The organism is Hymenobacter sp. B1770 (assembly GCF_049896385.1).
Classification (GTDB): Bacteria; Bacteroidota; Bacteroidia; order Cytophagales; family Hymenobacteraceae; genus Hymenobacter.
In genome coordinates this window covers 427,140-449,544 of record NZ_JAFCUF010000001.1, presented here as the reverse complement: position 1 = coordinate 449,544, position 22,405 = coordinate 427,140, and the positions used below count along the sequence as shown (strand labels likewise).

The 22,405-nt window shown below is 60.7% G+C and carries 14 protein-coding genes and 1 pseudogene; 8 read left to right on the top strand and 7 right to left on the bottom strand.

Translation table 11 applies throughout. From position 1 onward, the window contains the following. Positions 1–283: 283 nt before the first annotated feature. Together ACP7AJ_RS01810 and ACP7AJ_RS01805 are read right to left on the bottom strand one after the other, a co-directional pair. Positions 284–1,606 (bottom strand): alpha/beta hydrolase family protein, encoded by a 1,323-nt coding sequence (locus tag ACP7AJ_RS01810; protein ID WP_426058472.1) that lies wholly within the window; start codon positions 1,604–1,606, stop codon positions 284–286. Between the two features lie 271 nt (positions 1,607–1,877). After that, entirely contained in the window at positions 1,878–4,442 is a 2,565-nt protein-coding gene (locus ACP7AJ_RS01805; protein WP_426058471.1) for a bifunctional UDP-N-acetylmuramoyl-tripeptide:D-alanyl-D-alanine ligase/alanine racemase, read from the bottom strand. A 175-nt stretch (positions 4,443–4,617) separates the two neighbouring features. On the opposite strand from ACP7AJ_RS01805, the gene ACP7AJ_RS01800 reads away from it, so the two are divergent. The 6 genes and pseudogenes from ACP7AJ_RS01800 to ACP7AJ_RS01775 all read left to right on the top strand — a co-directional run bounded on the left by ACP7AJ_RS01800 (position 4,618) and on the right by ACP7AJ_RS01775 (position 12,189). Beyond that, positions 4,618–6,063: a M16 family metallopeptidase gene (locus tag ACP7AJ_RS01800; protein WP_426058470.1), complete on the top strand. Its 1,446-nt coding sequence runs from the start codon at positions 4,618–4,620 to the stop codon at positions 6,061–6,063. 18 nt (positions 6,064–6,081) lie between these two features. After that, positions 6,082–7,578, top strand: coding sequence for a M16 family metallopeptidase (locus tag ACP7AJ_RS01795; protein WP_426058469.1), 1,497 nt, complete (start codon positions 6,082–6,084; stop codon positions 7,576–7,578). 407 nt (positions 7,579–7,985) lie between these two features. Beyond that, the gene (locus ACP7AJ_RS01790; RefSeq protein ID WP_426058468.1) at positions 7,986–8,150 is read left to right on the top strand and encodes a LysR substrate-binding domain-containing protein; all 165 of its coding nucleotides are present in this window, start codon (positions 7,986–7,988) and stop codon (positions 8,148–8,150) included. Between the two features lie 25 nt (positions 8,151–8,175). Continuing rightward, positions 8,176–8,502: pseudogene (locus ACP7AJ_RS01785) on the top strand (LysR substrate-binding domain-containing protein); the annotation flags it as partial. 191 nt (positions 8,503–8,693) lie between these two features. Next, a complete protein-coding gene (locus tag ACP7AJ_RS01780; protein WP_426058467.1) occupies positions 8,694–10,706 on the top strand; it encodes a tetratricopeptide repeat protein in 2,013 nt (670 codons plus the stop codon). A 31-nt stretch (positions 10,707–10,737) separates the two neighbouring features. Beyond that, the gene (locus ACP7AJ_RS01775; protein WP_426058466.1) at positions 10,738–12,189 is read left to right on the top strand and encodes an amidohydrolase family protein; all 1,452 of its coding nucleotides are present in this window, start codon (positions 10,738–10,740) and stop codon (positions 12,187–12,189) included. A gap of 230 nt (positions 12,190–12,419) precedes the next feature. Here the strand turns inward: ACP7AJ_RS01775 and ACP7AJ_RS01770 are convergent, their stop codons facing one another. The 3 genes from ACP7AJ_RS01770 to ACP7AJ_RS01760 all read right to left on the bottom strand — a co-directional run bounded on the left by ACP7AJ_RS01770 (position 12,420) and on the right by ACP7AJ_RS01760 (position 18,816). After that, positions 12,420–14,768 carry a DPP IV N-terminal domain-containing protein gene (locus tag ACP7AJ_RS01770; protein WP_426058465.1) on the bottom strand — a complete coding sequence of 783 codons (2,349 nt, stop codon included), beginning with the start codon at positions 14,766–14,768 and terminating at the stop codon, positions 12,420–12,422. Between the two features lie 250 nt (positions 14,769–15,018). Further along, entirely contained in the window at positions 15,019–17,652 is a 2,634-nt protein-coding gene (locus ACP7AJ_RS01765) for a DUF5686 and carboxypeptidase regulatory-like domain-containing protein (protein ID WP_426058464.1), read from the bottom strand. Positions 17,653–17,898: 246 nt separating this feature from the next. Beyond that, positions 17,899–18,816, bottom strand: coding sequence for a DMT family transporter (locus ACP7AJ_RS01760; RefSeq protein ID WP_426058463.1), 918 nt, complete (start codon positions 18,814–18,816; stop codon positions 17,899–17,901). 152 nt (positions 18,817–18,968) lie between these two features. Here ACP7AJ_RS01760 and ACP7AJ_RS01755 point away from each other — a divergent pair, with 152 nt between their 5' ends. Continuing rightward, entirely contained in the window at positions 18,969–19,475 is a 507-nt protein-coding gene (locus ACP7AJ_RS01755; RefSeq protein WP_426058462.1) for a regulatory protein RecX, read from the top strand. A 95-nt stretch (positions 19,476–19,570) separates the two neighbouring features. Here ACP7AJ_RS01755 and ACP7AJ_RS01750 read toward each other — a convergent pair whose 3' ends face one another. Further along, positions 19,571–20,206, bottom strand: a complete 636-nt coding sequence (locus tag ACP7AJ_RS01750; protein WP_426058461.1) for a DUF4230 domain-containing protein — start codon at positions 20,204–20,206, stop codon at positions 19,571–19,573. A gap of 64 nt (positions 20,207–20,270) precedes the next feature. Between ACP7AJ_RS01750 and ACP7AJ_RS01745 the strand changes: the two genes are divergently transcribed. Then, on the top strand, positions 20,271–21,464 hold the full coding sequence (locus ACP7AJ_RS01745; protein WP_426058460.1) for a hypothetical protein: 1,194 nt from the start codon (positions 20,271–20,273) through the stop codon (positions 21,462–21,464). Between the two features lie 10 nt (positions 21,465–21,474). On the opposite strand, the gene ACP7AJ_RS01740 is transcribed toward ACP7AJ_RS01745, so the two are convergent. Then, on the bottom strand, positions 21,475–22,404 hold the full coding sequence (locus tag ACP7AJ_RS01740) for a 1-aminocyclopropane-1-carboxylate deaminase/D-cysteine desulfhydrase (protein ID WP_426058459.1): 930 nt from the start codon (positions 22,402–22,404) through the stop codon (positions 21,475–21,477). Position 22,405 lies beyond the last annotated feature (1 nt).

Below are 22,405 nucleotides of genomic sequence, written 5' to 3'. Positions count from 1 at the left end.
CGCAGCCAAACGTATTATGCTTGCTGCACAAATCGTTATAGCATGACAGGATGCTTCCTTCGTCAGCATGACAAATGATGAAATTCACTACACTAGCGACCGCCATTTGCAGCCGTTGCCTTGTCCTAGCATTGGTTCTAATACCAAAGCACTTCTGGCTCTGAAAGGCTTCTGAAACACCTAAAAAAAGGTGCCACAACTCTTTCGTCGTGGCACCTTTGAATACTTAAGCGGCGTGATGGCAGCGGTTAGCTGGCAGCGTGGCAGCCGGCAAAACCCCTTCCTACTTCTTGCTCTGCGCGACAATCCACTCGCGGATGGTCTCCTGAGCCTCGGGCGAAAAGTTGGGCTGCTGCTGACCGTTTACCAAGGGCCATTTGCTGGCTTCGGGCTGGAAAAGGTGGTTAACACCTATGAGCTTCTTGACGGTGACGTTCTTATTCATGCTCAGACCTTTTTTAAGCACGTTCTGGTTGGCGTCCGCGTTAACAGTTAGGTCAGATGTGCCGTTGAGCACAAGCACGGGGCAGTTGACGGCTGTTAGCTTCTCCACGGGATTGAAAGCCAGGAAAAAGCGGTAACGTGCCGAAGTCATCTCGGCCGCGCTCGACTGGGCAGTGGCATTATCGATGGCGGCGTTGTTCTGCTTCAGCATGTTGGCCACAATGGCTTGGGCCTGGGCATTATCGGTGGTTTGGCGGATAATTTCGAGCATGGCCAGCTGACGCTTGGTGGCGGCTTCAATTTGCGCAGCTTCGGTGCCTAACGTACGGAGGGTGGTGGCCTGCTGCTGCACTACAATGTCGCGACCAGGCAACCCATAGGCGGCCAGAGTCACCACAAACGCTGGCGGCAAGGGCTGAGCAGCAGCCAGCAGGGCAACGTTGCCGCCTTCGCCGTGGCCTACCAAGCCAAGATGTGACAAGTCGATTTCGGGCCGGGTGCGTAGGAAGTTCAGGCCGGCTTGAGCGTCGCTCACCAAGTCGAGGGTGGTGACGGCGGGCGTGCCGGTCGACTTGCCCACGCCGCGGTCATCGAAACGCAGCACCGCCACGCCCCGGCGGGTGAGGTAGTCGGCAAGCAGGCCCAGCGGAGCAAAGTCGCCCACGGTGCCGTCGCGGTCGTGCGGGCCGGAATCGCTCAACAGTACCACGGCTGGGAACGGCCCGGGGCCAGCGGGAATGGTGAGCATGCCGTTGAGGCGGGCGTTCACGGTAAGGTTGGTGAAGGTGGCTTCCTCCTCGCGGTAAGGCGGGGTGAGGCGCACATTTTTGGCGCTCATGTCGGGCAGGGCGCTGAAGGTTAGCACCATGGGCGTTTTAAAGCCCGGCGACTGCCAGGTGCCGGACATCTGCTTGCCATCGGTGGAAACCTTGCCAACAAAGCGCGTCGCGGCTTCTTCGGCATATAGACGCACGGTGTCGCCCTTCAACTCCGTTTTTACGGCCATCCGGCTCACCTTCTGCTGAGGCACATCTAGGGCGCAGAAATATTCGCCGCCCGTGAGTTTCTGAAACCGAAAGATGACTTCGAGCTGGCCACCTGGCACTTTTAGCTGGCCTTTCCAAAGACCGTCAAGCGCAGGAACATCCGTTGGTGCAGCCAAAATGCTTGAATGTGGCCGGGCATGAAGCCTACCCGAAGCGGCCAGGGTCAAACAAATAATGAAACCGCCAAACAGACGGAATAAACGGAAAGTATTGATTGTCATAATAAAAAGAAAAGCTTCAGAACACTATATCACCCCAAAGTTATAGAATGCACGTGACGCGAACTGTAAAGTAGCAAAATAAATATCTTGCCAACATTGCTCTAATCGGGCCGAACACGAAAAATCAGTATTCTTGAAGTGCCAGCGCCGGTAAAAGCGGGCATAGTTACTCGCTCACAAACACCCGCTTGACTCGCTCGCTCACGTTGGTGAGCAACTCGTAGGCAATGGTGCCGATGCGGGTCGCCAGCTCCGGCAGCGGTAGGCCTTCGCCAAAGACCAAAGCCACATCGCCGGGCCGGGCCTGCGGAATATCGGTGACGTCGACCATGCACATGTCCATGCACACCGAGCCCACCAGCGGCGCTGGCTGTCCGTGAATGAGTACTGTGCCAGCTCCGTTGCCAAAGCGCCGGTCGTAGCCATCGGCGTACCCTATGGCCAGCGTGGCAATGCGTCGGTCGCCCTCGGTGGCAGAGCCCCGGCGGCCGTAGCCCACGGTGCGGCCCGCGGGCAGGGTTTTGATTTGGGAAATGGTGGTGCGCAGCTGGCTCACGGGGCGTAGGGCGTCGTTGTCGCGCCCACTGGCATCGACGCCGTAGAGGCCGATGCCGAGGCGAACCATGTCGAGATGAGCGTCGGGAAAGCGCAGGATGCCGGCCGAGTTCAGCGCGTGCTTGAGCACAGCGTGACCGAGTACAGCTTCCACGGCCGTCGCCATGCGCCGGAAAGATGCCAGCTGCTCCCGGGTAAATTCGTCATGGCCCGCTTCGTCGGCCGCGGCCAGGTGCGTCATGATGCTGGCCACGAGCAGGCGAGCCGCGTGCTGCTGCAGCAGGCGCGTTAGTTCGGGCAGGTCGGCTTCGTCGAAGCCGAGGCGGCGCATGCCGGTGTCCAGCTTGAGGTGGATGGACGGCGGTGTGGCGTGGCTGGTCAATGAAGGGCTCCCGGTCATTTCTTCGGCCTCAATTGGAAAAGCTTCGAGGTATTCCTTCAGCATTTCAAAGGAGTAGATTTCTGGCTCGAGGCGATAGTGACGCAGGGTGCCAAACGAGTCTGGCGCCGGATTCATCACCATGATGGGCAGGCTGATGCCAGCTTCGCGTAGGGCCACGCCTTCGTCGGCGTAAGCCACGGCGAGGTAGTCGGCGCGCTGGAATTCGAGCAGGCTGGCTACCTCGTAGGAGCCCGCGCCGTACGCGAAGGCCTTTACCATCACCATGAGTTTGGTGCCGGGCTGCAGCTGGCTGCGGTAGTGTTGCAGGTTGTGGCTTAGGGCGTCGAGGTTGACTTCGAGCACGGTGCCGTGCTGCTGGGCCTGCAAGGCAACCACGATGCGCTCAAGCCCAAATCGCCGGGCGCCCTTGACGAGGATGATTTCGCGGGCAAATTGTGCCGCATCCAGCCCCGCAAGAAAGGCCTCGGTGCTGGGGTAGAAGTCTGCCGACAGCGACAAGCCATCAGCCGTTCGTAGTTCGGTAAAGAATGAGTGATGCCGGTTGATTTCGGGGCCGATGCCGACGAGGCGCGTGACGTTGGCGGGCAGTAACAGCCGGGCCACGCGGGCGTACAGCTCCTCCCCGCGCAGGCCCGACTCAAGCACATCGCTCAAGATGAGGGTGCGGCGGCCGGGGCGCGACTGCCGGCCCAGGGCATTAAGGGCTAGTGCCAGGCCGGCGAGGTCGTTGTTGTAGGTGTCGTCGAGCAGGTACGCGTCGTGGCGTCCCAGTTTCATTTCCAGGCGCATGGCCACCGGATGCAAGCGGGCGAGTCGGCGCTGAATTTCGGCGGGCTCCACTTGGCGTTGCAGCAATACGGCCAGGCAGTGCAGGGCATTTTCGACGGACGGCTCGTCGGAAAAGGGCAGCGTGAACGCGGCTTCCAGCCCCGCCGCGGCATACTGGGCGTGCAGGCTGGTGCTCCCTGCCGTGCTTTGGTCAAGGGCAAAGTGAACATCGGCCGGCTTCCCGGCGTGGCGCGTCCAGCTGAAGCCTGGCAGTTGCCGGACTGCCACGGCCTGGCGCACCAGCGGCTGGTCGTGGCAATAGAACAGCCGCTGAAACTGTGGCCCCTGAAACAACTGCAGCTTCTCAGCCAACTTCTGCTCATGAGAGGCGAAACCGGCATCGTGGGCGGTGCCTAGGGTGGTGAAGATGCCATCGGTGGGCTGAATGACGGCCGCCAGCCGGGCCATTTCCCCTACTTCGGAAATGCCGGCTTCGAAAATACCCAGCGTGTGCCGCTCGGGGTTGAGCTCCCACACGCTAAGCGGCACGCCCACTTGCGAATTGAAGGAGCGCGGCGAGCGGCAGATGTCCTCGTCGGGGCTTAGCAGCTGGGCCAGCCATTCCTTCACAATGGTCTTACCGTTGGAGCCGGTGATGGCCAGCACGGGGCCGGCAAACGTGGCGCGGTGGGCGGCGGCAACGGCCTGCAGGGCTGCTAAGGGGCTTGCTACGGCAATGATGCCGGCCTCGGGGTAGGCAGTGAGGCCTCCGGGCAGCGCAGCGCTTGCTGCCACGATGAACAGGCGTACGCCTTGGGCATACAGCGCCGGCAGGTAACGGTGGCCGTCGTGGCTGGGGCCGCGCAGCGCAAAAAACAGCGCACCGGCGGGCAGCCCCACCCGGCGGCTGTCGAGCAGTAAGTGGCGAACCTCGGCGCTGGGGTCGGCGGGGGCTTGCACCAAGTGGCCGGCCAATAGGGCGGGAAGAGCAGAGAAGGAGAACACAAAGCAAAGGTCGGCGGCGGGGGCGGAAATGCGGAGCCAGACAAGCGAAGTGCGCAGCTTGCCTACTAAACCTGAGTCATTTACCCAATAAAAAGCGGTTACAATACACTGAATTCTGCTGAATATTATGTAAATCGAATTCTACTCAGTTCTCCCCCTCCATACCTTTTTTCCTATGAGACACTTTAAAATATTCGGCCGCAGCCTGATGTGGGGACCGGCGGTTGTGCTCGCCTTGGGCGCGTGTAGCCAGAAAACTACCGCCGTGGTCACCGCGCCCACCGAAACTTCGGCCACGGCCGCGACATCGGCTCCGGCACCCGCGGGGCCAGCTTTCCAGATTCCGGTGGAATATTATACCCTGCCCAACGGGCTGCAAGTAGTGCTCTCGCCCGACCATACGGCACCCACGGCCACGGTGGCAGCCTATTATGCGGTGGGCTTCCGCACCGAGCCGCGCAACCGCACGGGCTTCGCGCATCTGTTTGAGCACCTGATGTTTCAGGGCTCGCAGAACCTGGGCAAGAACGAGTTCATTGGCCTGATTCAGAAAAATGGCGGGGCCCTGAACGGCTCGACCCGCTTCGATTTCACCAACTACTACGAGGTGGTGCCGGCCCACAAGCTGGAAACCATTCTGTGGGCCGAAGCTGACCGCATGCGCGGCTTGGCCATCACCCAAACCAACCTGACCAACCAGCAGGGCGTGGTGAAAAACGAGGTGCGCGTGAACGTGCTCAACCAGCCCTACGGCGGCTTCCCGTGGCTGCTGATGCCCCAGAAGGCTAACAAAAATTGGAACAACGCCCACAATTTCTACGGCGACCTGAAAGACCTCGACGCGGCCACACTGGCCGATACCAAGGAGTTTTTCAAAACTTACTACGCACCCAACAATGCTGTGCTGGCCGTGGTGGGCGACTTCGACCCCGCCGAAGCCAAGGCCTGGGTAGAGAAGTACTACGGCAACATTCCCAGCGCGCCGCAGCCGCCCAAGCCCGACCTGGCCGAGCCGCGCCAGGAGCAGGAGCAGCGCTTCGTGCAGGACGATAAGCTGGCCACCAAGCCGGCCCTGGCTTTTGCCTACCACATGCCCGAGCGCAACACCCCCGAGTACTACGCCATGATAATGCTCGACCAGATTTTGCTGCAGGGCAACGACAGCCGCCTCTACCAGGCGCTGGTGCAGAAGCGCGGCTACACTGACAACGTAAGCGGCGGCATCAACTCGGACCTCGGCAACCAGTTCAACTACAACGGTCCCATGCTCTGGATGGGCAGCCTTATATACGACCCCACCGTGCTGGCCGATTCGGTGACGCAAGTGCTCGACCAGGAAATCAGCCGCTTGGCCAAGAATGGCATCAACCAGGCCACGATGGATTTGGCGATGGTAAAAATCCGCTCGGCGTTTTACGACCAGGTGAGCGGGTCCGACAATTTTGGGCGGGCCGACTTGCTGGCTTCGTTTGCCTTGTTTGACAAGGACCCCAGCCGCATCAACCGCCTCGAGAGCGAGTTCCGGCAAGTGACGCCGGCCCTTATGCAGGCCACCATCCGCGAGTACCTGCGGCCCACCAACCGCACCATTATCACCGTCAACCCACTGGCCAAGAGCTAGCCTACTCCCCTACCTGCCATGAACAAGCTACTTGTCGGGCTGCTCAGCGCCGCCCTTGTTACCACGGCCGCGCCGGGAATGTACGCCCAGAAAACGCCCACCAAATCGAAGTCAGCCACCAAGCCAGCCACTACCCGCTCGGCGGGCGTAGCCAGGGCAGTAGCAGCGGCCAAATCACCGGCCGCCGCCAAAGAAGCGCCCCCGGAAGGTGGGAAACCGCGCGACTTTACGCTCCCCGCTAAGGAAGAATTTACGCTGGACAATGGCCTGCGAGCTCGGCTGGTGCCCTATGGCCAAGTACCCAAAGTGACCCTGATGGTCGCCATTCAGGCGGGCAACGTGCACGAGGCGGAAAACGAGGTGGCCGTGGCCGACCTGCTGGGCAAGCTGCTGCAGGAAGGCACCCGCAACATGTCGGCTACCCAACTGGCCGAGCGCGTGGCTCGCATGGGCGGCTCGCTGAACATTTCCGTTGGCCCCGACCAAACCACCATTTGGGCGTCATCGCTCTCGGAATATGCGCCAGAGATGGCGGCGCTAATGGCCGAAGTAGTGCTGAACCCCGCCCTGCCCGCAGCGGAGGTGCCCCGTCTCAAAACCGACCTGAAGCGGCAAATGGCCCTGGCCCGAGCCCAGCCTGGGGTCCAGGCCCGCCAGAAATTCACCGCCGCCATCTACGGCAACCACCCCTATGGTCGCGCCCTGCCCACCGATGTTCAACTGGATGCCTTGACCCTGGCGCAGGCGCAGAATTTTTACAAGAACCAGTACGGTGCTCAGCGCACCAGCGTGTACGTTGCGGGCCGCTTTGATGCGCCGGCCCTGCGCCAGGCCATCACCAAGGCGTGGAGCGGTTTCCCGCAGGGACCCGCGCCCACCATCGACATTGCCAAGCCCGTGGCCAAGGGCGAGGTGCTGACCCAGGACCGTCCGAGTGCGCCGCAGTCGACCATTGTGGTGGGCCTGCCGGTTGTCGACCCCAGCAACCCCGACTACCTCCGCCTGCGGGTGATGAACTCGCTGCTTGGCGGCTCGTTTGGCTCGCGTATCACCCGCAACATTCGGGAGGACAAGGGCTACACGTACTCGCCCTACAGCTACATCCAAAGCAACTACCGCACCGCCAACTGGACGCAGAACGCCGACGTGACCACTGCCGAAACCGGCAGCTCGCTGCGCGAAATCATGTACGAAATTGAGCGCCTGCAAAAAACGCCGCCATCAGCCGATGAGCTGAAGGGTATTCAGAATTTTGAAGGCGGCATGTTTGTGCTGCGAAATTCTAACCCCGGCGGTATTATCAACCAGCTCAACACCCTCGATTTCCACGGCCTGCCCGAAACCTACCTCACCGAACAGGTGAAGAACATCAACGCTGTGACGCCCCAGCAGGTGAGCGAAACTGCGCGCAAGTACATCCGACCCGAGGCCATGACCATAGTGGTGGTGGGCGACAAGAAGGTGATTGAGCCGCAGCTGAAGAAGTTTCAGCAGATGCGCAAGAAACCGCTCTAACCTTGTCAGACACAGCTGGTATCCACACAACACAGGGCCATTTCACGGCTGCTTCCTGAAGAGCAGTAGCGGGGATGGTCCTGTTAATACTATAAATATGTGTTTTTTCTAACCTTTGCCTAGGCAGTAAGCATCACATTCGGTTTACTACCTTTTCTGCGTTTTCGCGAGCTTACCGGCAACGTTACCATCACAGCTTACGACGCCAAGCGCCAGCTGGTGAGCGGCCGCGTTTGAAGTGGGAGCCCCGAACAGACAGAGCCCGGCACAGCATCGTCGTATAACGGCCCCAAGTGCACCATCCTCCTGGCCGGCGACTTTGAGAACCTCAAGGTGCAGGAGCAATAACTGTCACGACTTACCCGATTTGCAGATGCGGGTGGAGGAATTAAGCTCAGAAGAAATCCATGCAGCATCTCAAGGAGCACCACCTCGATGTTGGCCTGCTAATGACGTCGCTCGACGACCGGCAGCTGCGCGAGTTGCCCTTGCTTGATGAGCCCTTTCTGGTGTTAGTTTCAGAAACGCACGAGCTGGCCACTCAAGCCACCGTAAGCCCCGCCGACCTCTAGGCTGACGCAATAGGGCTACTGCTTCCGCAAGCAGGTTCTGAATCTGTGCGGGCCAGCCTCCCCAACTGGCGGCACCACCTACGAAAGCGGCTCGATGAAACCGTTGAAAGAACTGGTGCGCCGCCACCACGGCTATACGCTGGTACCTGAGCTGACTATGCTGGAGGAGGCAGATAACAATCCGCTCATAAAGCGCTTTGTAGCCCCGGCGCCGGCGCGCGAAGTAAGCCTGGTAGTGCACCATGGCTTTGTGCGCACCACGCTGCTCACCGCTTTGCGCAACCTGATTTTGGCTAACGTACCCGCTGGGCTCCACGCGGGCAAAGCCGGCAAGAAGGTGCGCTGGCGCTAGCAAACACATTTAGCACAATCCATGACTCCATAGCTAAGAGCACCAACTGCCCGCAAGTAGTCATTGAAAAGCAACGCTTTCTTAACACTAGCAGTATGGAGAATCCGCTTGTTACAATCTGCCATAAGACCCGTTACTTCCTTTAGCTTCGTAGGTACCTGACAGGACTCAAGCAAAATCCGCCTTATTCATTGAACGGCTTACCCACCTTAACTACTATTCCCCGACTGCTGCTCATGCTGTGGCTGCTGCTCGCGGGCGTGGGGCAAGCAGCCAGCGCCCAAACGACTGCTACGGACAGTCTGCGCCGCAGTCTGGCTCAAACCCCACCCGATTCGAGCCGGGTGCTGAAGCTGCTCAAGCTGGCTTATTCCTACCGCGCATCCAAGCCGGACTCTACTGCGCACCTGGCCCAAAAGGCGCTGCAGCTGGCTCAGCAGGTTGGCTTTGGCAAAGGCAAAGGCCAGGCTCTGGGCATGATAGGCAGTGTGCAGCGCGAGCGCGGCCAATTGCCGGAGGCTTTTGCGACCCAGCTACAAGCCTTGCAGCTCAGCCGGGAAAGCCGCGACGCCGAAGGAGAAGCCCGCAGCCTCAACTCGCTCGGCAACATCAGCTTGGACCTGCGCCAGTACCGGCAGGCCCTGCGCTATTACGAGCAATCAAAAACCATTTTTGAGCGGCTTCAACTGCAACCCTGGGTGGCGGGCGCGCTCACCAACCTTGGCGGCTGCTACGAGAAGCTGGGCGTGCTGGACTCGGCGCTGCTGTTTCAACAACGGGCCGAGGAGCTGATTGCGCAGCACCCGCAGCCCCGGCTGGCGGCAGCACTGGCCCTGCGCAACATGGGCAACGTGCTAGCCCGGCTGGGTCGGCAGCCGGAGGCCTTAGCCTACTACCGGCGGGCCATTCGCGAAACCTACCTTAATAACGACCTGCGCAACCGAGCCATGGCGACCTACCTCATGGCCGACCTGTATCACACCCTGCAGCGGCCCGACTCGGCCCTGCGCTATGCCCACGAGGCCTTGCGCACCGCTCAAAAAGTATCTTACCGGGTCACGATACTGGAGGCAAGCAACCTGCTCACTCGCCTGTACCAAACCCGGGCCAACGTCGATAGCGCTTTTCGGTACCAACGGCTGGCCATGGCCACTCACGACAGCCTGTTCGGTCCCGAGAAATTTCGGCAGCTGCAGCTGCTGGCCTTCACTGAGCAGCAGAAACAGCTACGCCAGGAGCAGGCCCAGGAGCGACAAACCGTGCGTTACCAACGCCTGGGGCTGCTGGCCATTGCATGCATTGCTGGGGTGGTGGCGCTGCTGCTGGGGCGCTCCAACCGCCAGCAGCGCCGCGCCAACCAGCTCCTGAACGAGCGCAACATTCAGATTGAGGCCCAAAGCCAGGAGCTCGCCACCACCCTCACTGAGCTGCGCAGCACACAGGCCCAATTGGTAGCGGCCGAAAAGCTGGCTTTTATAGGCGAGCTGTCGGCCGGCATTGCCCATGAGCTGCGCAACCCCTTGGCGTTCATGCACCATTTTGCCAAAGTCAGCGTAGCCATGATTGACCAGGAGCAGCCCGGCGCAGCCCAAGCGGCAGGGCTGGAGCAGGAAATAAGGGCCGGGCTGAAGCAAAACCTGCAGCAAATCAGCCAGCACGGCCAGCGGGCTTCGTCCATCATCAAAAACATGCTGGACCATGCTCGCACCGGCACTAGCCAGCGCGAGCCCACCGACCTCAACGCCTTGGTGGCCCAAACCCTGCTCCTGACCGACCATGGCAGCGTGGCCCCCGGGGCCGGCTCGGCGGTTGAGCTGCATACCCACTTTGCACCGTATTTACAGCCGGTGCCCACGGTGCGCGGCGAGCTGGGGCGGGCTTTGCTCAACCTATTTACTAATGCCTTGCATGCCGCCCGGCTGCGGCAGGCCACCGAGCCGGGCCATCAGCCCACAGTCAGTGTCACGACCGAGCACGTGGGCGATGCCATGCAGGTGCGGGTGCGTGACAATGGCCCAGGCATGTCCGAGGCTGTGGCCGCGCAAGTATTTAAGCCCTTCTTCACGACCAAACCCGTGGGCGAGGGCACGGGCCTGGGCCTGTCCCTCGCCCACGACATTATCACCAAAGGCCACCACGGCTCCCTCACCCTGAAAACCCAGGAGGGAGAATTTACCGAATTCACGGTCCGAATACCCGCCTAACTTTGCTGCCCGCCGCTTGCCCATTCCCCGCATGAGATTTTTTCAACTGTTATTCGGCCTGAGCGTGGCCGCGCTGCTAACCGGGTGCGCCCGGCCGGCCAAGGTGCAGACCACCAAGCTGCCGATTTACGACGTGGTCATCAACCACGTGACCATTGTGGACGTGGTGACCGGGCAACTCCTACCCAACCAGGTCGTGTCCATTCTGAAGGGCAAGATTATCAAGGTGGAGCCCGCCGACCGGGACAGCTACGCGGCCAAGCAGTACGTGAACGGCAACGGCCGCTACCTCATTCCGGGACTGTGGGACATGCACGTGCACTTTCGGGGCGGCGATACCCTCATGGCAGCCAACCGCAAGAGCTTAACCCTGTTTCTGGCCCACGGCATTACGACAGTGCGCGACGCGGGCGGCGACCTCACTTCCAGCATTTTCCAGTGGCGGCGAGACATGGATGCGGGCAAGCTGGCGGGCCCGCGCATTTTCACGTCGGGCCCCAAAATTGACGGCCCCCAGGCCTACTGGCCCGGCTCGCTGGAAGTAGAAACCGTGCCTCAAATTCGCAAAGCCGTTGATTCGCTCAAGCGGCTGCAGGTGGACTACGTGAAGATTTACGACAGCAAGATTTCCGGCCAAGCCTTCCTGAACACCATTTCCCAGGCCCAGCGGCGAGGCCTGAGAACTACCGGGCACATGCCCTACTCCGTGACCTTGGGCGAGGCCGTAAAGCGTGGGCTCGATGCCACCGAGCACCTCTACTACGTGTTCAAGGCCTGCTCCAGCAAGGAGGACAGCCTCACGGCCCTGGTGCGCAACAGCCTGCAGACCCCTAAGCCGCTGGGTTTGTTTGCGATGCTGCCGGCTGTGTACGACACGTACAGCCCGGAGGCGGCCGACCGCATTTTCAAGCTCATGGCCAAGCACAAAACCGCGGTGGTGCCCACGCTGCACATTGGCAAAACCCTGAGCGAGCTGGCGGAAAACAACCACGCGCAAGACACCATGCGGGCCTACATCGACCCCAGGATTCAGGCTACCTACACCCGACGCTTGGCTAGCGCTCAGCAGCAGTCGCCCGCCGCCCGGGCGTTCAGCCAGAAGCTGGAAGCCAAGTTCTACACCCTGGTGCCGCTGATGCAGGCCGCCGGGGTGCCCATCCTAGCCGGTTCGGACAGTGGGCCATTCAACTCTTTCATCTACCCTGGGGCCTCCCTGCAAGACGAGCTTCAGGAGTTGGTGCGTGCCGGCCTCACGCCCTTGCAGGCCCTGCAAGCTGCCACCATCAACGGCGCCAAGTTCATGGGAGTAGCCGACCGCACCGCCACCATCGCCCCGGGCAAGGACGCCGACTTGCTCTTGCTCACGGCCAACCCGTTGGAGAATATCGCCAACATCAAGCACATTGATGCCGTGGTGTCGCGCGGCAAAGCCTACCCGGCCGCGGCCCTCACCAACATGCTGCGGGCTGTGAAAAACCCGTAACGGGGAAAACCAGCATACCAGGCGAGTAGCGCGAACTATGTAGTTCGCGGCCCCGCGCCGTTTGTGAATTCGTTCGGGTATCGTTCGGTGACGCGAACTACAGAGTTTGCGCTACAGGCCCTCGTTATAGAGGTGAATATGGGCGGGGCATACGACAATTCCAAGCCAAGGCTTTCAGTTGATATAGCAAGTAGTGACCCAAGCTAGCGCGCCGTGGTGCATTGGGTTGACTACTGCCCAACCACGTTGCGTGGGTCGGCCTTGGGCGTCATCTCGTAGTCCTTAGGCGGCTCGGCCCCGGCCAGGTGGCGCACGAAATAGTCCCAGCGGCGCCGGGTCATGTAGGGCGAATAGGCGCCGAAGCCGTGGGTGGCGTTGGGAAACATGACCAAGTCGAAAGTCTTGTTGGCTTTGATTAGCGCTTCCACCACCAGCAGCGTGTTATACGGCGGCACGTTGTTGTCCATCATGCCGTGGGCCAGCATGAGCTTGCCCTTGAGGTTCTTGACATATGGAGCGTTGGCCTGCGAGTCGTAGTTGGTGGTGCCATCGGCCTGAGTCGTGAGCAGGCCAATGTAGCGCTCGCCCCAGTCGTCTTCGTAGTTGCGGCTCTCGTGGTTGCCCGATTCGGAGATGCCGACTTTGAAGAAATCCGGGTAGCGGAACATCGCCGCTGCGGTGGCGTAGCCGCCGCCCGAATGACCCCAGATACCCGCCCGCGCCAGGTCGATGTAGGGATAGCGCTGGGCCAGCTGCCGCATGCCGGTCATCTGGTCGGAGAGGGTATTCTCCGCCATGTTGCCGTAGCAGCCATCATGGAAACTCTTGGAACGCAGCGGGTTGCAGCTGCCCTCTATGGCCACCACCACAAAGCCTAATTCGGCCAAGGCCTGATTGTCGCCCCGCGCCGCGGCAAATGACCAGCTGCCCACGCTGCCGCCCTGTGGCCCCGGGTAGATGTAGTTGACAATTGGGTATTTCTTGGCCGGGTCCAGGTTCGTGGGCGTGAACATCAGGCCGTAGAGGTCGGTCTGGCCGTCCTGGGCCTTCACCGTGATGGGCGTGGGCGGCTTCCAGCCAGTGGCCGTGAGGCGGGAAATATCGGTTTTTTCCAGGGCCGATACGAGTTTGCCGTCCATGGAACGCAGCAGGGTAGCGCCAGGGCGGTCCGGCTGCGAGTAAGAGTCGATGAAATAGCGGCCTGAAGGCGAGAGCGTGACCCGGTGGTTGCCAGCCTCCGGCGTGAGCAAGGTCAGGTTTTTCCCATTCATGCCAATGCGGTAGAGATGGGTAAAATAGGGGTTGCCTGGCTCGCGGCCATCAGCCAGAAAGTAAAGCTGGCGGGCTTTCTCATCCACCTTCAGCAGTTGCGTTACTACCCAGTTACCTTTAGTAATCTGCTGCTTGACTTTGCCGGTGGTCGCGTCGTATAGGTAGAGGTGGCCCCAGTTGTCGCGCTCAGAGTACCAAATAGCTTCTTTGGTCTTGGGCAGGTAGCGCCAGTTAATGGCATGCTGGCCAGACTCGTACTGCGTGGCCACGGTTTCAGAAAACACCTCCCGGACGGCGCCGGTCGCGGCGTCGGCCACCCGGAATTTTTCCTCTTTGTGGTCACGCGAGGTCGACACAAACGCCAGTTCGGTGCCGTCGGGGCTCCAGTTCACGTCATCAAACCCAGTGCCGGCGCTATTGATGTCGTCGGAGAGAGAGCCGCGGCGCAGGTCGGGCGCCATTTGGAAGCGCACGACTTTCGGGCCGTTCACTTCCACGATGACCCGCTCGATGGTGGTGATGTCCTTGTCGCCGGGCAGCGGGTACTTCCAGGATTTGAGGGTCGGCTTGCCGATGTTAGTCGTCACCAAGTACATGTCGCTCACCTTGCGTTGGTCTTGCTGGTAGGTGGCAATTTTGCGCGAGTCCGGCGACCAGAGCATGATGGGCCGGTCGCTGGAAGACCAGCCGGCGTTATCGGTGGCGTAGCCGAAGTCCTTAACGCCGTCGGTGGTCAGCGGGGTTTGCTGGTTGGTTTTCGTGTCGCGCACCCACAGGTTGTAATCGCGGATATACGCCGCCAGTCGGCCATCGGGCGACACGATTTCATTCTCGGCATTTTTGCTGCCGGCGGGGTCGGCCGCAGGTATGGCATCGGCGCTTATCTGGCCGGTTGTCAGGTTGTATTTCCAGCTTTTGCCATCAGCCGCAAAGGAAATAGAGTTTTCATCGGGCGCAAACACAAAGCTGCGAAATGGGAGCCGGGCCGCCTCGTACTGTTTGCTGCTGGCCGCTGAAAGCGCGCTAGCAAGCTTGGCTTTATCAAATGCCGCGGTGCGGGTTTTGCGGGCTGGGTCCACCAGAATGAATTCGCTGCCCTCCGCCGTTACCACGCGGTACCAGAACCGGTCATTGGCCAGCCAGTTGGGCTGCACGCTGCTCCGGTCGACCAGCGCCTGGGTGTGGTAGCTCATGGAGCGTTCCGCCCGCGCATAATCCTGAGCCGTTAAGGCAGGCGACTGCTGCGCCGGCGCCGCTAGTGGCCAGGAGAGAGCAAGCGCAGTTAGCGCAAGTAAATAGTTAGGCATATGCTCAGCAAGGAGGGGTTTGGTGGCCGAAATTCTTGGAGTCGTAAGTTATTGCGAATTATCCGGTCCGAGGATTTCCTCGCCGAATCCCGTCGCAACTTCAACCCATCCTACCCGATGCGTTTTGCTGGCAAAAAACTCCTCGCCCTCCCCATTTGAGGCTAGCAGAGAAGCAGCGCTGCAAGCCCACACCACCAATTTTTTGAGCCCTGCCCTGCCAGCGGTTAAGGTGAAGCCCTACTCATTTTAATTAGAACCCGAAGCCAATCCGCACGCCCGTGCCCAGCTTCTCGCCGCTTTGCAGAGCGGTGTAGAAATCCACCCGCAGCACCTTTAGGATGTGCTCGATGCCTACCCCCAGCTCCACGTAGTGGCCGGCCTGGGCAGTAGTTAGGTAGTTCAGCGAGGCCACTTCCTGCAGCTTGAGCTTGCGCAGCAGCGGGATATTATTGAGGAAAAAACCGTTGAAATGGTGGTCGTAGTGGGCCTCAAAGTAGCTGTTGTTGGTGCTGAAGCGGTAGTAGTCCAGTAGTTGGAAGTTGCTGAAGTTGCCGGCCAGAATGGTTTGGTTGCCGGAGAAATGGCGGTAGTCCATGAACTGCATGCCCTCCTTCCGGCCCAGGAAGCTGCCAATACTGACGCGGTAGCTGCTGTTGCCCAGCAGGCCTAGCGCCACGTTGTCGCGCACGCCGGCCTGGAGCAGAGTGTAGCGCACATCGGCCCCAAGCACGCCGGGCAGGGCCGCGCGGCCCTGCAGGTTGAAGGTGGGCCACTTCGAGCCGAGGTTGAACTTGCCATCGGGCCGGCTGATGTAGCGCTGCCCGGGCTTGTAGTCCATCGACACGCCCACAGTGAGCACTTGGCTGCGGCCGAAGCTGGGGTCGGGCATCTTCTCGCTCACGGGCAGGTTAGGGGTGAACGCTCGGCCGGGCACGTCTTTCAGAAGGCGGTCGGTGGTGTTGAACAGCTCGTGGCGGTCGAAGTAGCCCCCGCTCAGGCGCAGGTTGAGGCCGTTGATGGGCTCGGTGAGGTAGGTGAGCTCGGCGCCGTCGCGGCGGTAGAGCTTGGCGTAGTTGCGGTTGGCGTAGAGCGTGTAGATGGTGTTGATGGCCGGCGTGAGCTGCGAGTTGCGGTCGAAGTTTTCGACGGTACGGCCCACCAATAAGGAAAACTGCTTGATTTTGGCTGGGTGCAGCTGCCAGATAGCCGCTAGGCTGGGGTTAAATTCCTTGCTGCTGAAGCCATAGCGCAGCGTGGGCGTGAGCGTGAAAAAGCGCCGGTCGTCGGTGCGCTGGCGATAAATGACCTGGGGGTTGAAGACCAGCCCTTCCACGGTGTTGTACTGGTAAATCTGGGCCAGCGGCAGCACTGTCACCGACTGCTTTTTGAAGGTGTTGACGTGCGTGTAGCCGCCAATTAGCAGGTTAATGGGCTCAAACTCGTTGCGCTTGCGGTCGAGCGAGTCCTGGTAGGGGCGCGATTTGCGGAGGGTTTCGGTGCTGTCTTTCACCTGGTAGTCTTTCTGCTCCTCGGCCGTGAGGGGCACGGGGCGCAGCTGCTCCCAGTAGGCGAGGTCGCGCTCGTTCACGCCTTTCTCAACCAGCTGCACCTGCCCGCGCGGCATCCGGGCCAGGGGGTCGTTCTTAATGGAGTCGCGCACGGCCTGCTTCACCTGCTTGCGCACCTGGGCGTGGAGGCCGCGCAGGTCGGGCTTGCGCTTGCGGATTTGGGCGGCGGTTTCCTGGCCTACGGGGGCATCGCCTTTGGCATTGGCTACCACAGGGGGCAGCGTCTTGGCGGTGGGTGGCGCGGGGTAGGTGGGCACCACGTTGGCGTAGTCAGAGAGTACGGCCGTGATGTAACCCGACCCTTTAAAACCCAAACCCGAGAGGTTAGCGCGCACCTGCTGCGACTGAATGAGCCACACGTTGGAGTTGCCGGGCGCGGGGGCGTACTGCTGGGCGATGTGCAGCTCGTCGACGTAGTCAATCTGCGCGTCTTTGTCCAGGGTCAGGTCCACGGAATGGATGCGCCAGGAATTGTCTACGATGTAGATGAAGCCGGTGAAAACGGGGTCGGTGCGGCGGCGCGGAATCACCCGGATTTTGTGCACCACGTCGCCGCCCCGCGGGGTGCTGCCCACCAGCTCGTACTTATAGAACAGCATGGCGTTGCTGGCAATGGGCGACACGAACCCCCGCTCCGAAAAGCCCGGCTTAATCAGGTTCTCATAGAAGCCCAGGTTGCGCGCCGCGCTGGCCCTATTGAAGCTGATGCCGCGGGAGTCGCCGCTCACCCGGCTCGAAATCATGCGCTCCTTCACCACGTTGGGCTGGGTAAAGCTGAATTCAGACAAGCTCTCGGACAGGTAGAAAATACCCTTTTTTATGTCGGGCCCGAGCTTGAACAAGCCCATAATTTTTTCGGGCGTTTCGTTGATGCGGCCGAGGCTTTTAATGTATACCCGGGCCCGGTAGGCGGCCACTTCGCGGCGGTGATAGGCCCGCCACTGCTGCGCCTGCTGAATGATGGCATAGGCTGGGTCACGGTCGGTCGACTTCACCACCACCTCGCCCAGGTTGTAGGACTCGGGCTCCAGCGTTACGTTCACGGTAAGAAGGGTGTCGCCGCCCTGCACGCGCACCGGCTGAATCTGGGGCCGGTAGCCCACATACTGAAACACCAACTCATACTGCCCAGCCGGCAGCCGCAGCTGGTACTGGCCCTGCTCGTTGGCGCCGGTGCTGGTGGCAGCGCCGCGCACCGCCACGTTGGCAAATGCCAGGCCCTGTTTATTGGCTCCGCTCACTGCACCCTTTATGACACCCGCTTGAGCACCAAAGGATAAGAAATTAAATACCAGAAAAATAAATGGTAGACGCAAAGCAGAAAAAAGCATAATGCAGAAAATGGCAGCAGATAGAACCCAACCAAGTTACGGCCTCATGCCAGCAGATGACATTTAAAGCCCAACGGTTGCTCGGGACTCGGAATATTGAGTTGCCTGTTGTACTTACATCTGTCATGCTAAGGCACGAAGCATCTCTACTGCGCCATTAATTCTAGCATTTAAGTTAGTGTTGAGGTAGAAATGCTTTGCTTCGCTCTGCATGACGTTCTTTCGAATTCTCTACGCCACAACTTCCTCCGCGGGAGCCAAAGCGGCCGCGCGGGCATCGGCCCGGCTGGTGTACCAGGCATTCAGGCCCACGCCCAGCAGCACCAAGGCCATGCCGGCGTAGGCCACAGGGCCAAAGCTTTCGGCAAAGAAAACGTAGCCTAATCCCAGGGCATAAAACATGCCCAGATAGTTAAGCGGCGCCACCCGGCTCAGGCGCTCCAGCTGGTAGGCGCGGGTCATGGCAACCTGCGCGCCCTGGGTGAAGACGCCACACGCCAGCAGCCACAGCCAGTCACTGCCCTGCGGAAGCTGCCAGTTGAAGAGGCAGCCCACCGCAGCTAGGGGCAGCGAAATCAAGGGGAAATAAAAGACGATAACCAAGGGGTGCTCGCGCCCGCGCAGCCTGCGAATGGCGTTGTAGCTCAGCCCCGATAGCAGCGCGCCAAACACCCCAATGCCCAGAAACGCCAGTCCGGCCACCCCCTGTGCTCCGGCCGCAGGGCCCACGGGCCCACCTTGCTGCACCAGCACCACGCCCCCAAAGCTCAGCGCAAAAAACACCCACTGCAGGTGCCGCACCGGCTCGCGCACCAGCCAGATGCCCATTACAGCCGTAAAAATGGGCGCCAGGTACTGTGCGGTAACGGCCGTGGCTAGCGGCAGATTATGCAGCGCCAAAAAGTAGCACACTAAGGCCAACGCTCCCGTGCTGCCCCGGCTGATGAGCAGGCGGTAATTATTGCCGAAAGGCGCTACGCCCAGCCGCCGCAGCGCTACGTAGCTGGCCACGATGGAAAAGATGGAGCGAAAGAAAATAATTTCCAGCGCGGGCAGGTGCTGCAACTGCTTCACGCAGGCATTCATGCCGGCAAACAGCAAGGTACTCAGCAGCATCAAGCGGATGCCAGGGGTTACTTCATTTAACATTTATCAATCAACACTTGACAATCCTTCGTTAGCGTTCTAGGAATTCTGCCCAACAGGCTGGAACGGGTAACGAACTTCGGCCGGCATTGTTAGTAAGGAGCCGCTGGAAGCACAAGAAGGACGGCCGTTAAATGTTAATTGATACCTGTTAAATGTTTAAAAGCCCCGACAAGACGCCCAAGCAGTACACGCCCGGCGAAGCCCTGCAAAAGATTGCCGCCTTCTGCGCCTACCAGGAGCGCACCCAGAAAGAGGTGGAGCAAAAGCTGCGCTCCTACGGCCTGGACGAAGACGAAGCCGGCGAAATCATCATTCGCCTAAGCCGGGAGAAACTGCTGGACGAAGAACGGTTTGCCCAGGCCTTCGTTCGCGGCCACTACCGCCAGAAGAAGTGGGGCCGCCGCCGCATACTGCAGGAGCTCAAGCAGAAAGGCATCAGCGAGTACTGCATCAAGTCGGGCATGAAGGAGATTGACGGCGAGGAATATTACCAGAACCTGGTCGATATCATGGAGAAGAAAGACCGCCAGGAAAAGGAGAAGAACCCGCGCGTGCGCCGCATGAAAATCTCCCAGTACCTAACCGGGAAGGGCTACGAGCAGGACCTCATCAAAATTGCGCTGGACGACTTGGGCAAAGCGCCGGAAGACGACGAGTAAGTAGTGCGGACTTTTAGTCCGCGCGCCAATTATAACTACCTCCCAGGTAGCCGTTTGCCCCCGCGGACTAAAAGTCCGCGCTACTTCGCATGGCTCTACTGCTTAGGCCCGGCTTTCGGCAGCGTCATTTGCTGACCCAGGATGACGCGCCGGCCGGTGAGCGTGCGCAGCATGGGCAACAGAATCTGCTCGGCGTTGCGCTGAGTGGCGGGCAGAATGCCCGACTGCAAGGCAGCATTGCGCACCTGTGCTTCGGCGTACTTGTACCCTTCGTCGACCAGCTCAGCATCCTGGAACAAGCCGTTTTCGGTGCTGAATACGCGGCTTTGGTTGTGGTTTATTTGGAAGCTGCATAGCTCGGGCGGGGGCAGGGCCACGCGCACTACGGAGTCGCCCTCCAGCACCACGTCCTGCGGACGCAGCTTGCGCAAGTCGATGCAGCCCACGGCCTCGCCGGCTACCACCAAGGCTATTTTTGATTCGGGCAGGAAGCGGTAGGTGCGGCGCTTGTACTCCACCACGTCTTTGAAGCGGTAGCGCACCAGTTCCAGCCGGCCCAGGGCTTCCACCTGCGTCAGCACGGTGTTATGGGTGACGGTGACCTGCGGGCCCGAACTGCTGGCTTCGTTTAGCTCGCCAAGCACCGGCCCCACCTTGCGCCACAGAAACCACCCCAGTCCCACTAGGAACAACAGCGGCAACAGGCGACGAACTAAGCGGAATAGATTCATAGGCTCTACAGTACGGCCCCCGGGCTGCGGCGTTCGGGCGGGCCAGCCGCTAGCTTTGCGCGCAATGCGCGTGTTATTCTTTTTTCGTTTGCTGGTTCGGCACCTGTGGCCGCGGCACCCGACCCTGCTGACGGCCTTGTGGGTGCTGGTGCAGCTGGTGTACCTGCGGAAGTTTCATGGTCCGCACTTCGCCAACGACAGCTTTCGCTACCTGGAGTACGCCGCCAACATTGCCGAGCGCGGCTACTTCGAGCCCGGCCACAACCTGCGCTACGTGCTTTACCCACTGTTTCAAAGCCTGTGGCTGTGGTTGGGCGCGGGGTGGTGGGGAATAGTGTTGGGCCAGATGGCGGTTTCGGCCCTGGCCACGCGGGCGGTGTACCAGGGCACGCGCCGGCTGGCCGAAGGGAGGCCCGAAGCCGCGGCGCTGGCCACCTTGCTCTTTATTGTCTGGCCCGACATCCAGCAGTTCAACGTTTTCCTGCTCACCGAATCATTGTTTATCAGCCTGGTAGCGCTGTCATTCGGCGCCTTCACTCGCGTGCGCCACGGCGGGCGCAAAGACTGGGCGCTGTTACTGCTCCTGCTGGCCCTCACGTCGCTGGCCCGTCCCAACGGGTTTATGGTGGGCTTGGCGGCGGGCCTGGCGGGGCTCAATGTGTTGCGGCAGCGTCGCGACTCGCGGCCCTGGCGGGCGGCACTACTGCTCCTGGTGCTATGCTCGGCCCTGCTGTGGCAGGCCCTCAACCACCAGCTCGCCACTTACTACCTCATGGACACCTACCAGCGCGGCGAGTTGATATTCCGCTACCAGCTCTGGGCCGTGCACCAAGCCGAACCGCTCAATATGCCGCCGCCCGGCACCGGGCCGGCCGCCCGGGTGCTGTACTTCGCTTTCCACAACCCCATTTACCTGGGGAGGCTCATGCTCGGCAAGCTGTTTGTTTTCATCAGTTACCTCAAACCACATTACTCGCTGGCTCACCGCTTGGTGGGGGTGGCCGTGTTGTGGCCAGCCTATTTGCTGGCGGTGCTGGGGGCGCGCCGGGCCACCATCTGGCGGCCGGCCCGGGTGTTTCTGGCGTCTATCTTCCTATTGCAAACGGCCATCATCATGCTCACGGTTGATGACTGGGACGTCCGGTTTCTGGCGCCGGTTTTGGTGGTGGTGTTTGTGCTCGCTGCACTAGAGCTAACGGCCCGCTGGCGCAGCCATACGGCGACAAGCCGCCGCGTAAACACCGCAAACGCCAAGTAGTTGCCGTCTTCTACTCCGGCACGGTTCCGAACCGCTGGTGCCAGCCCGCCCAGGCCTGCAGCCCTCCGGTATGAATCGCAACCACGGTACTGCCTCTTTGGAAGTGTTCCTTACCAATCAAATCCAGCACGCCAAAGAGCAGCTTGCCGGTATAAACAGGGTCGAGGAGCACCGCGTGCCGCTCGCGAAACTGCTGGATGAACCCCAGCAGCTCCGCCGAGTATTTGGCGTAGCCGCCAAAGTGATAGTCGGTCTGCAGGGAGTAGTTCGCGAAAGTCTGCCCCACAGCCTGCTCAGTTAGGGTATCTACTTCGGCGCGCAGGAAGCCGCCGTTTTTCAGGGCCGCTACCCCCACGGCCTGTTGCTGGCCCGCCAGCCCCGTGAGCAGGCCGGCCAGAGTGCCGCCCGTGCCCACGGCCACAGCCAGCGCATCAAAATCGGTTAGGGAGCGAAGCTCGGCCACCAGCTCGGCGCAGCCGGACAAGGCCAGGGAGTTAGTGCCGCCTTCGGGCAGCACGTAGGCTGGGCCAAATTCAGCTAGTTTTTCAGCTATAAAATCGGGGTTGGAACGGCGACGGTAGGCGCTACGGTCGAGGTAGTGCAGGGCCATGCCATCGGCCGCGGCCTGGGTAAGCGTGGGGTTTAGGACCGCCGGGCCAGCACCCGGGGCGTCGCCCCGAATCAAGCCAATGGTTTTGAAGCCATACAGCCGGCCGGCAGTGGCCACTGCCGCCACGTGATTGGAATAGGCACCACCAAAGGTCAGCAGCGTGCGGTAGCCCTGGCCGCGGGCGGCCTCCAGATTGTACTTCAGCTTGCGGGCCTTGTTGCCGGGCAGGTCGGGGTGCGCCAAATCATCGCGCCACAGCAGCAGGCGCACCCCTTGCGCGGCGGCCAAAGGCTCATTGATTTCCTGTAGAAGAGCGCGGGCAGACTGCATG

What these genes read in the sequence shown, in the direction of transcription:
- ACP7AJ_RS01800 (WP_426058470.1), top strand. Translation starts at nt 4,618, where the DNA reads ATGAGACACTTTAAAATATTCGGCCGCAGCCTGATGTGGGGACCGGCG.
- ACP7AJ_RS01795 (WP_426058469.1), top strand. Translation starts at nt 6,082, where the DNA reads ATGAACAAGCTACTTGTCGGGCTGCTCAGCGCCGCCCTTGTTACCACG.
- ACP7AJ_RS01790 (WP_426058468.1), top strand. Translation starts at nt 7,986, where the DNA reads ATGCAGCATCTCAAGGAGCACCACCTCGATGTTGGCCTGCTAATGACG.
- ACP7AJ_RS01775 (WP_426058466.1), top strand. Translation starts at nt 10,738, where the DNA reads ATGAGATTTTTTCAACTGTTATTCGGCCTGAGCGTGGCCGCGCTGCTA.
- ACP7AJ_RS01770 (WP_426058465.1), bottom strand. Translation starts at nt 14,768, where the DNA reads ATGCCTAACTATTTACTTGCGCTAACTGCGCTTGCTCTCTCCTGGCCA.
- ACP7AJ_RS01760 (WP_426058463.1), bottom strand. Translation starts at nt 18,816, where the DNA reads ATGTTAAATGAAGTAACCCCTGGCATCCGCTTGATGCTGCTGAGTACC.
- ACP7AJ_RS01755 (WP_426058462.1), top strand. Translation starts at nt 18,969, where the DNA reads ATGTTTAAAAGCCCCGACAAGACGCCCAAGCAGTACACGCCCGGCGAA.
- ACP7AJ_RS01750 (WP_426058461.1), bottom strand. Translation starts at nt 20,206, where the DNA reads ATGAATCTATTCCGCTTAGTTCGTCGCCTGTTGCCGCTGTTGTTCCTA.
- ACP7AJ_RS01745 (WP_426058460.1), top strand. Translation starts at nt 20,271, where the DNA reads ATGCGCGTGTTATTCTTTTTTCGTTTGCTGGTTCGGCACCTGTGGCCG.
- ACP7AJ_RS01740 (WP_426058459.1), bottom strand. Translation starts at nt 22,404, where the DNA reads ATGCAGTCTGCCCGCGCTCTTCTACAGGAAATCAATGAGCCTTTGGCC.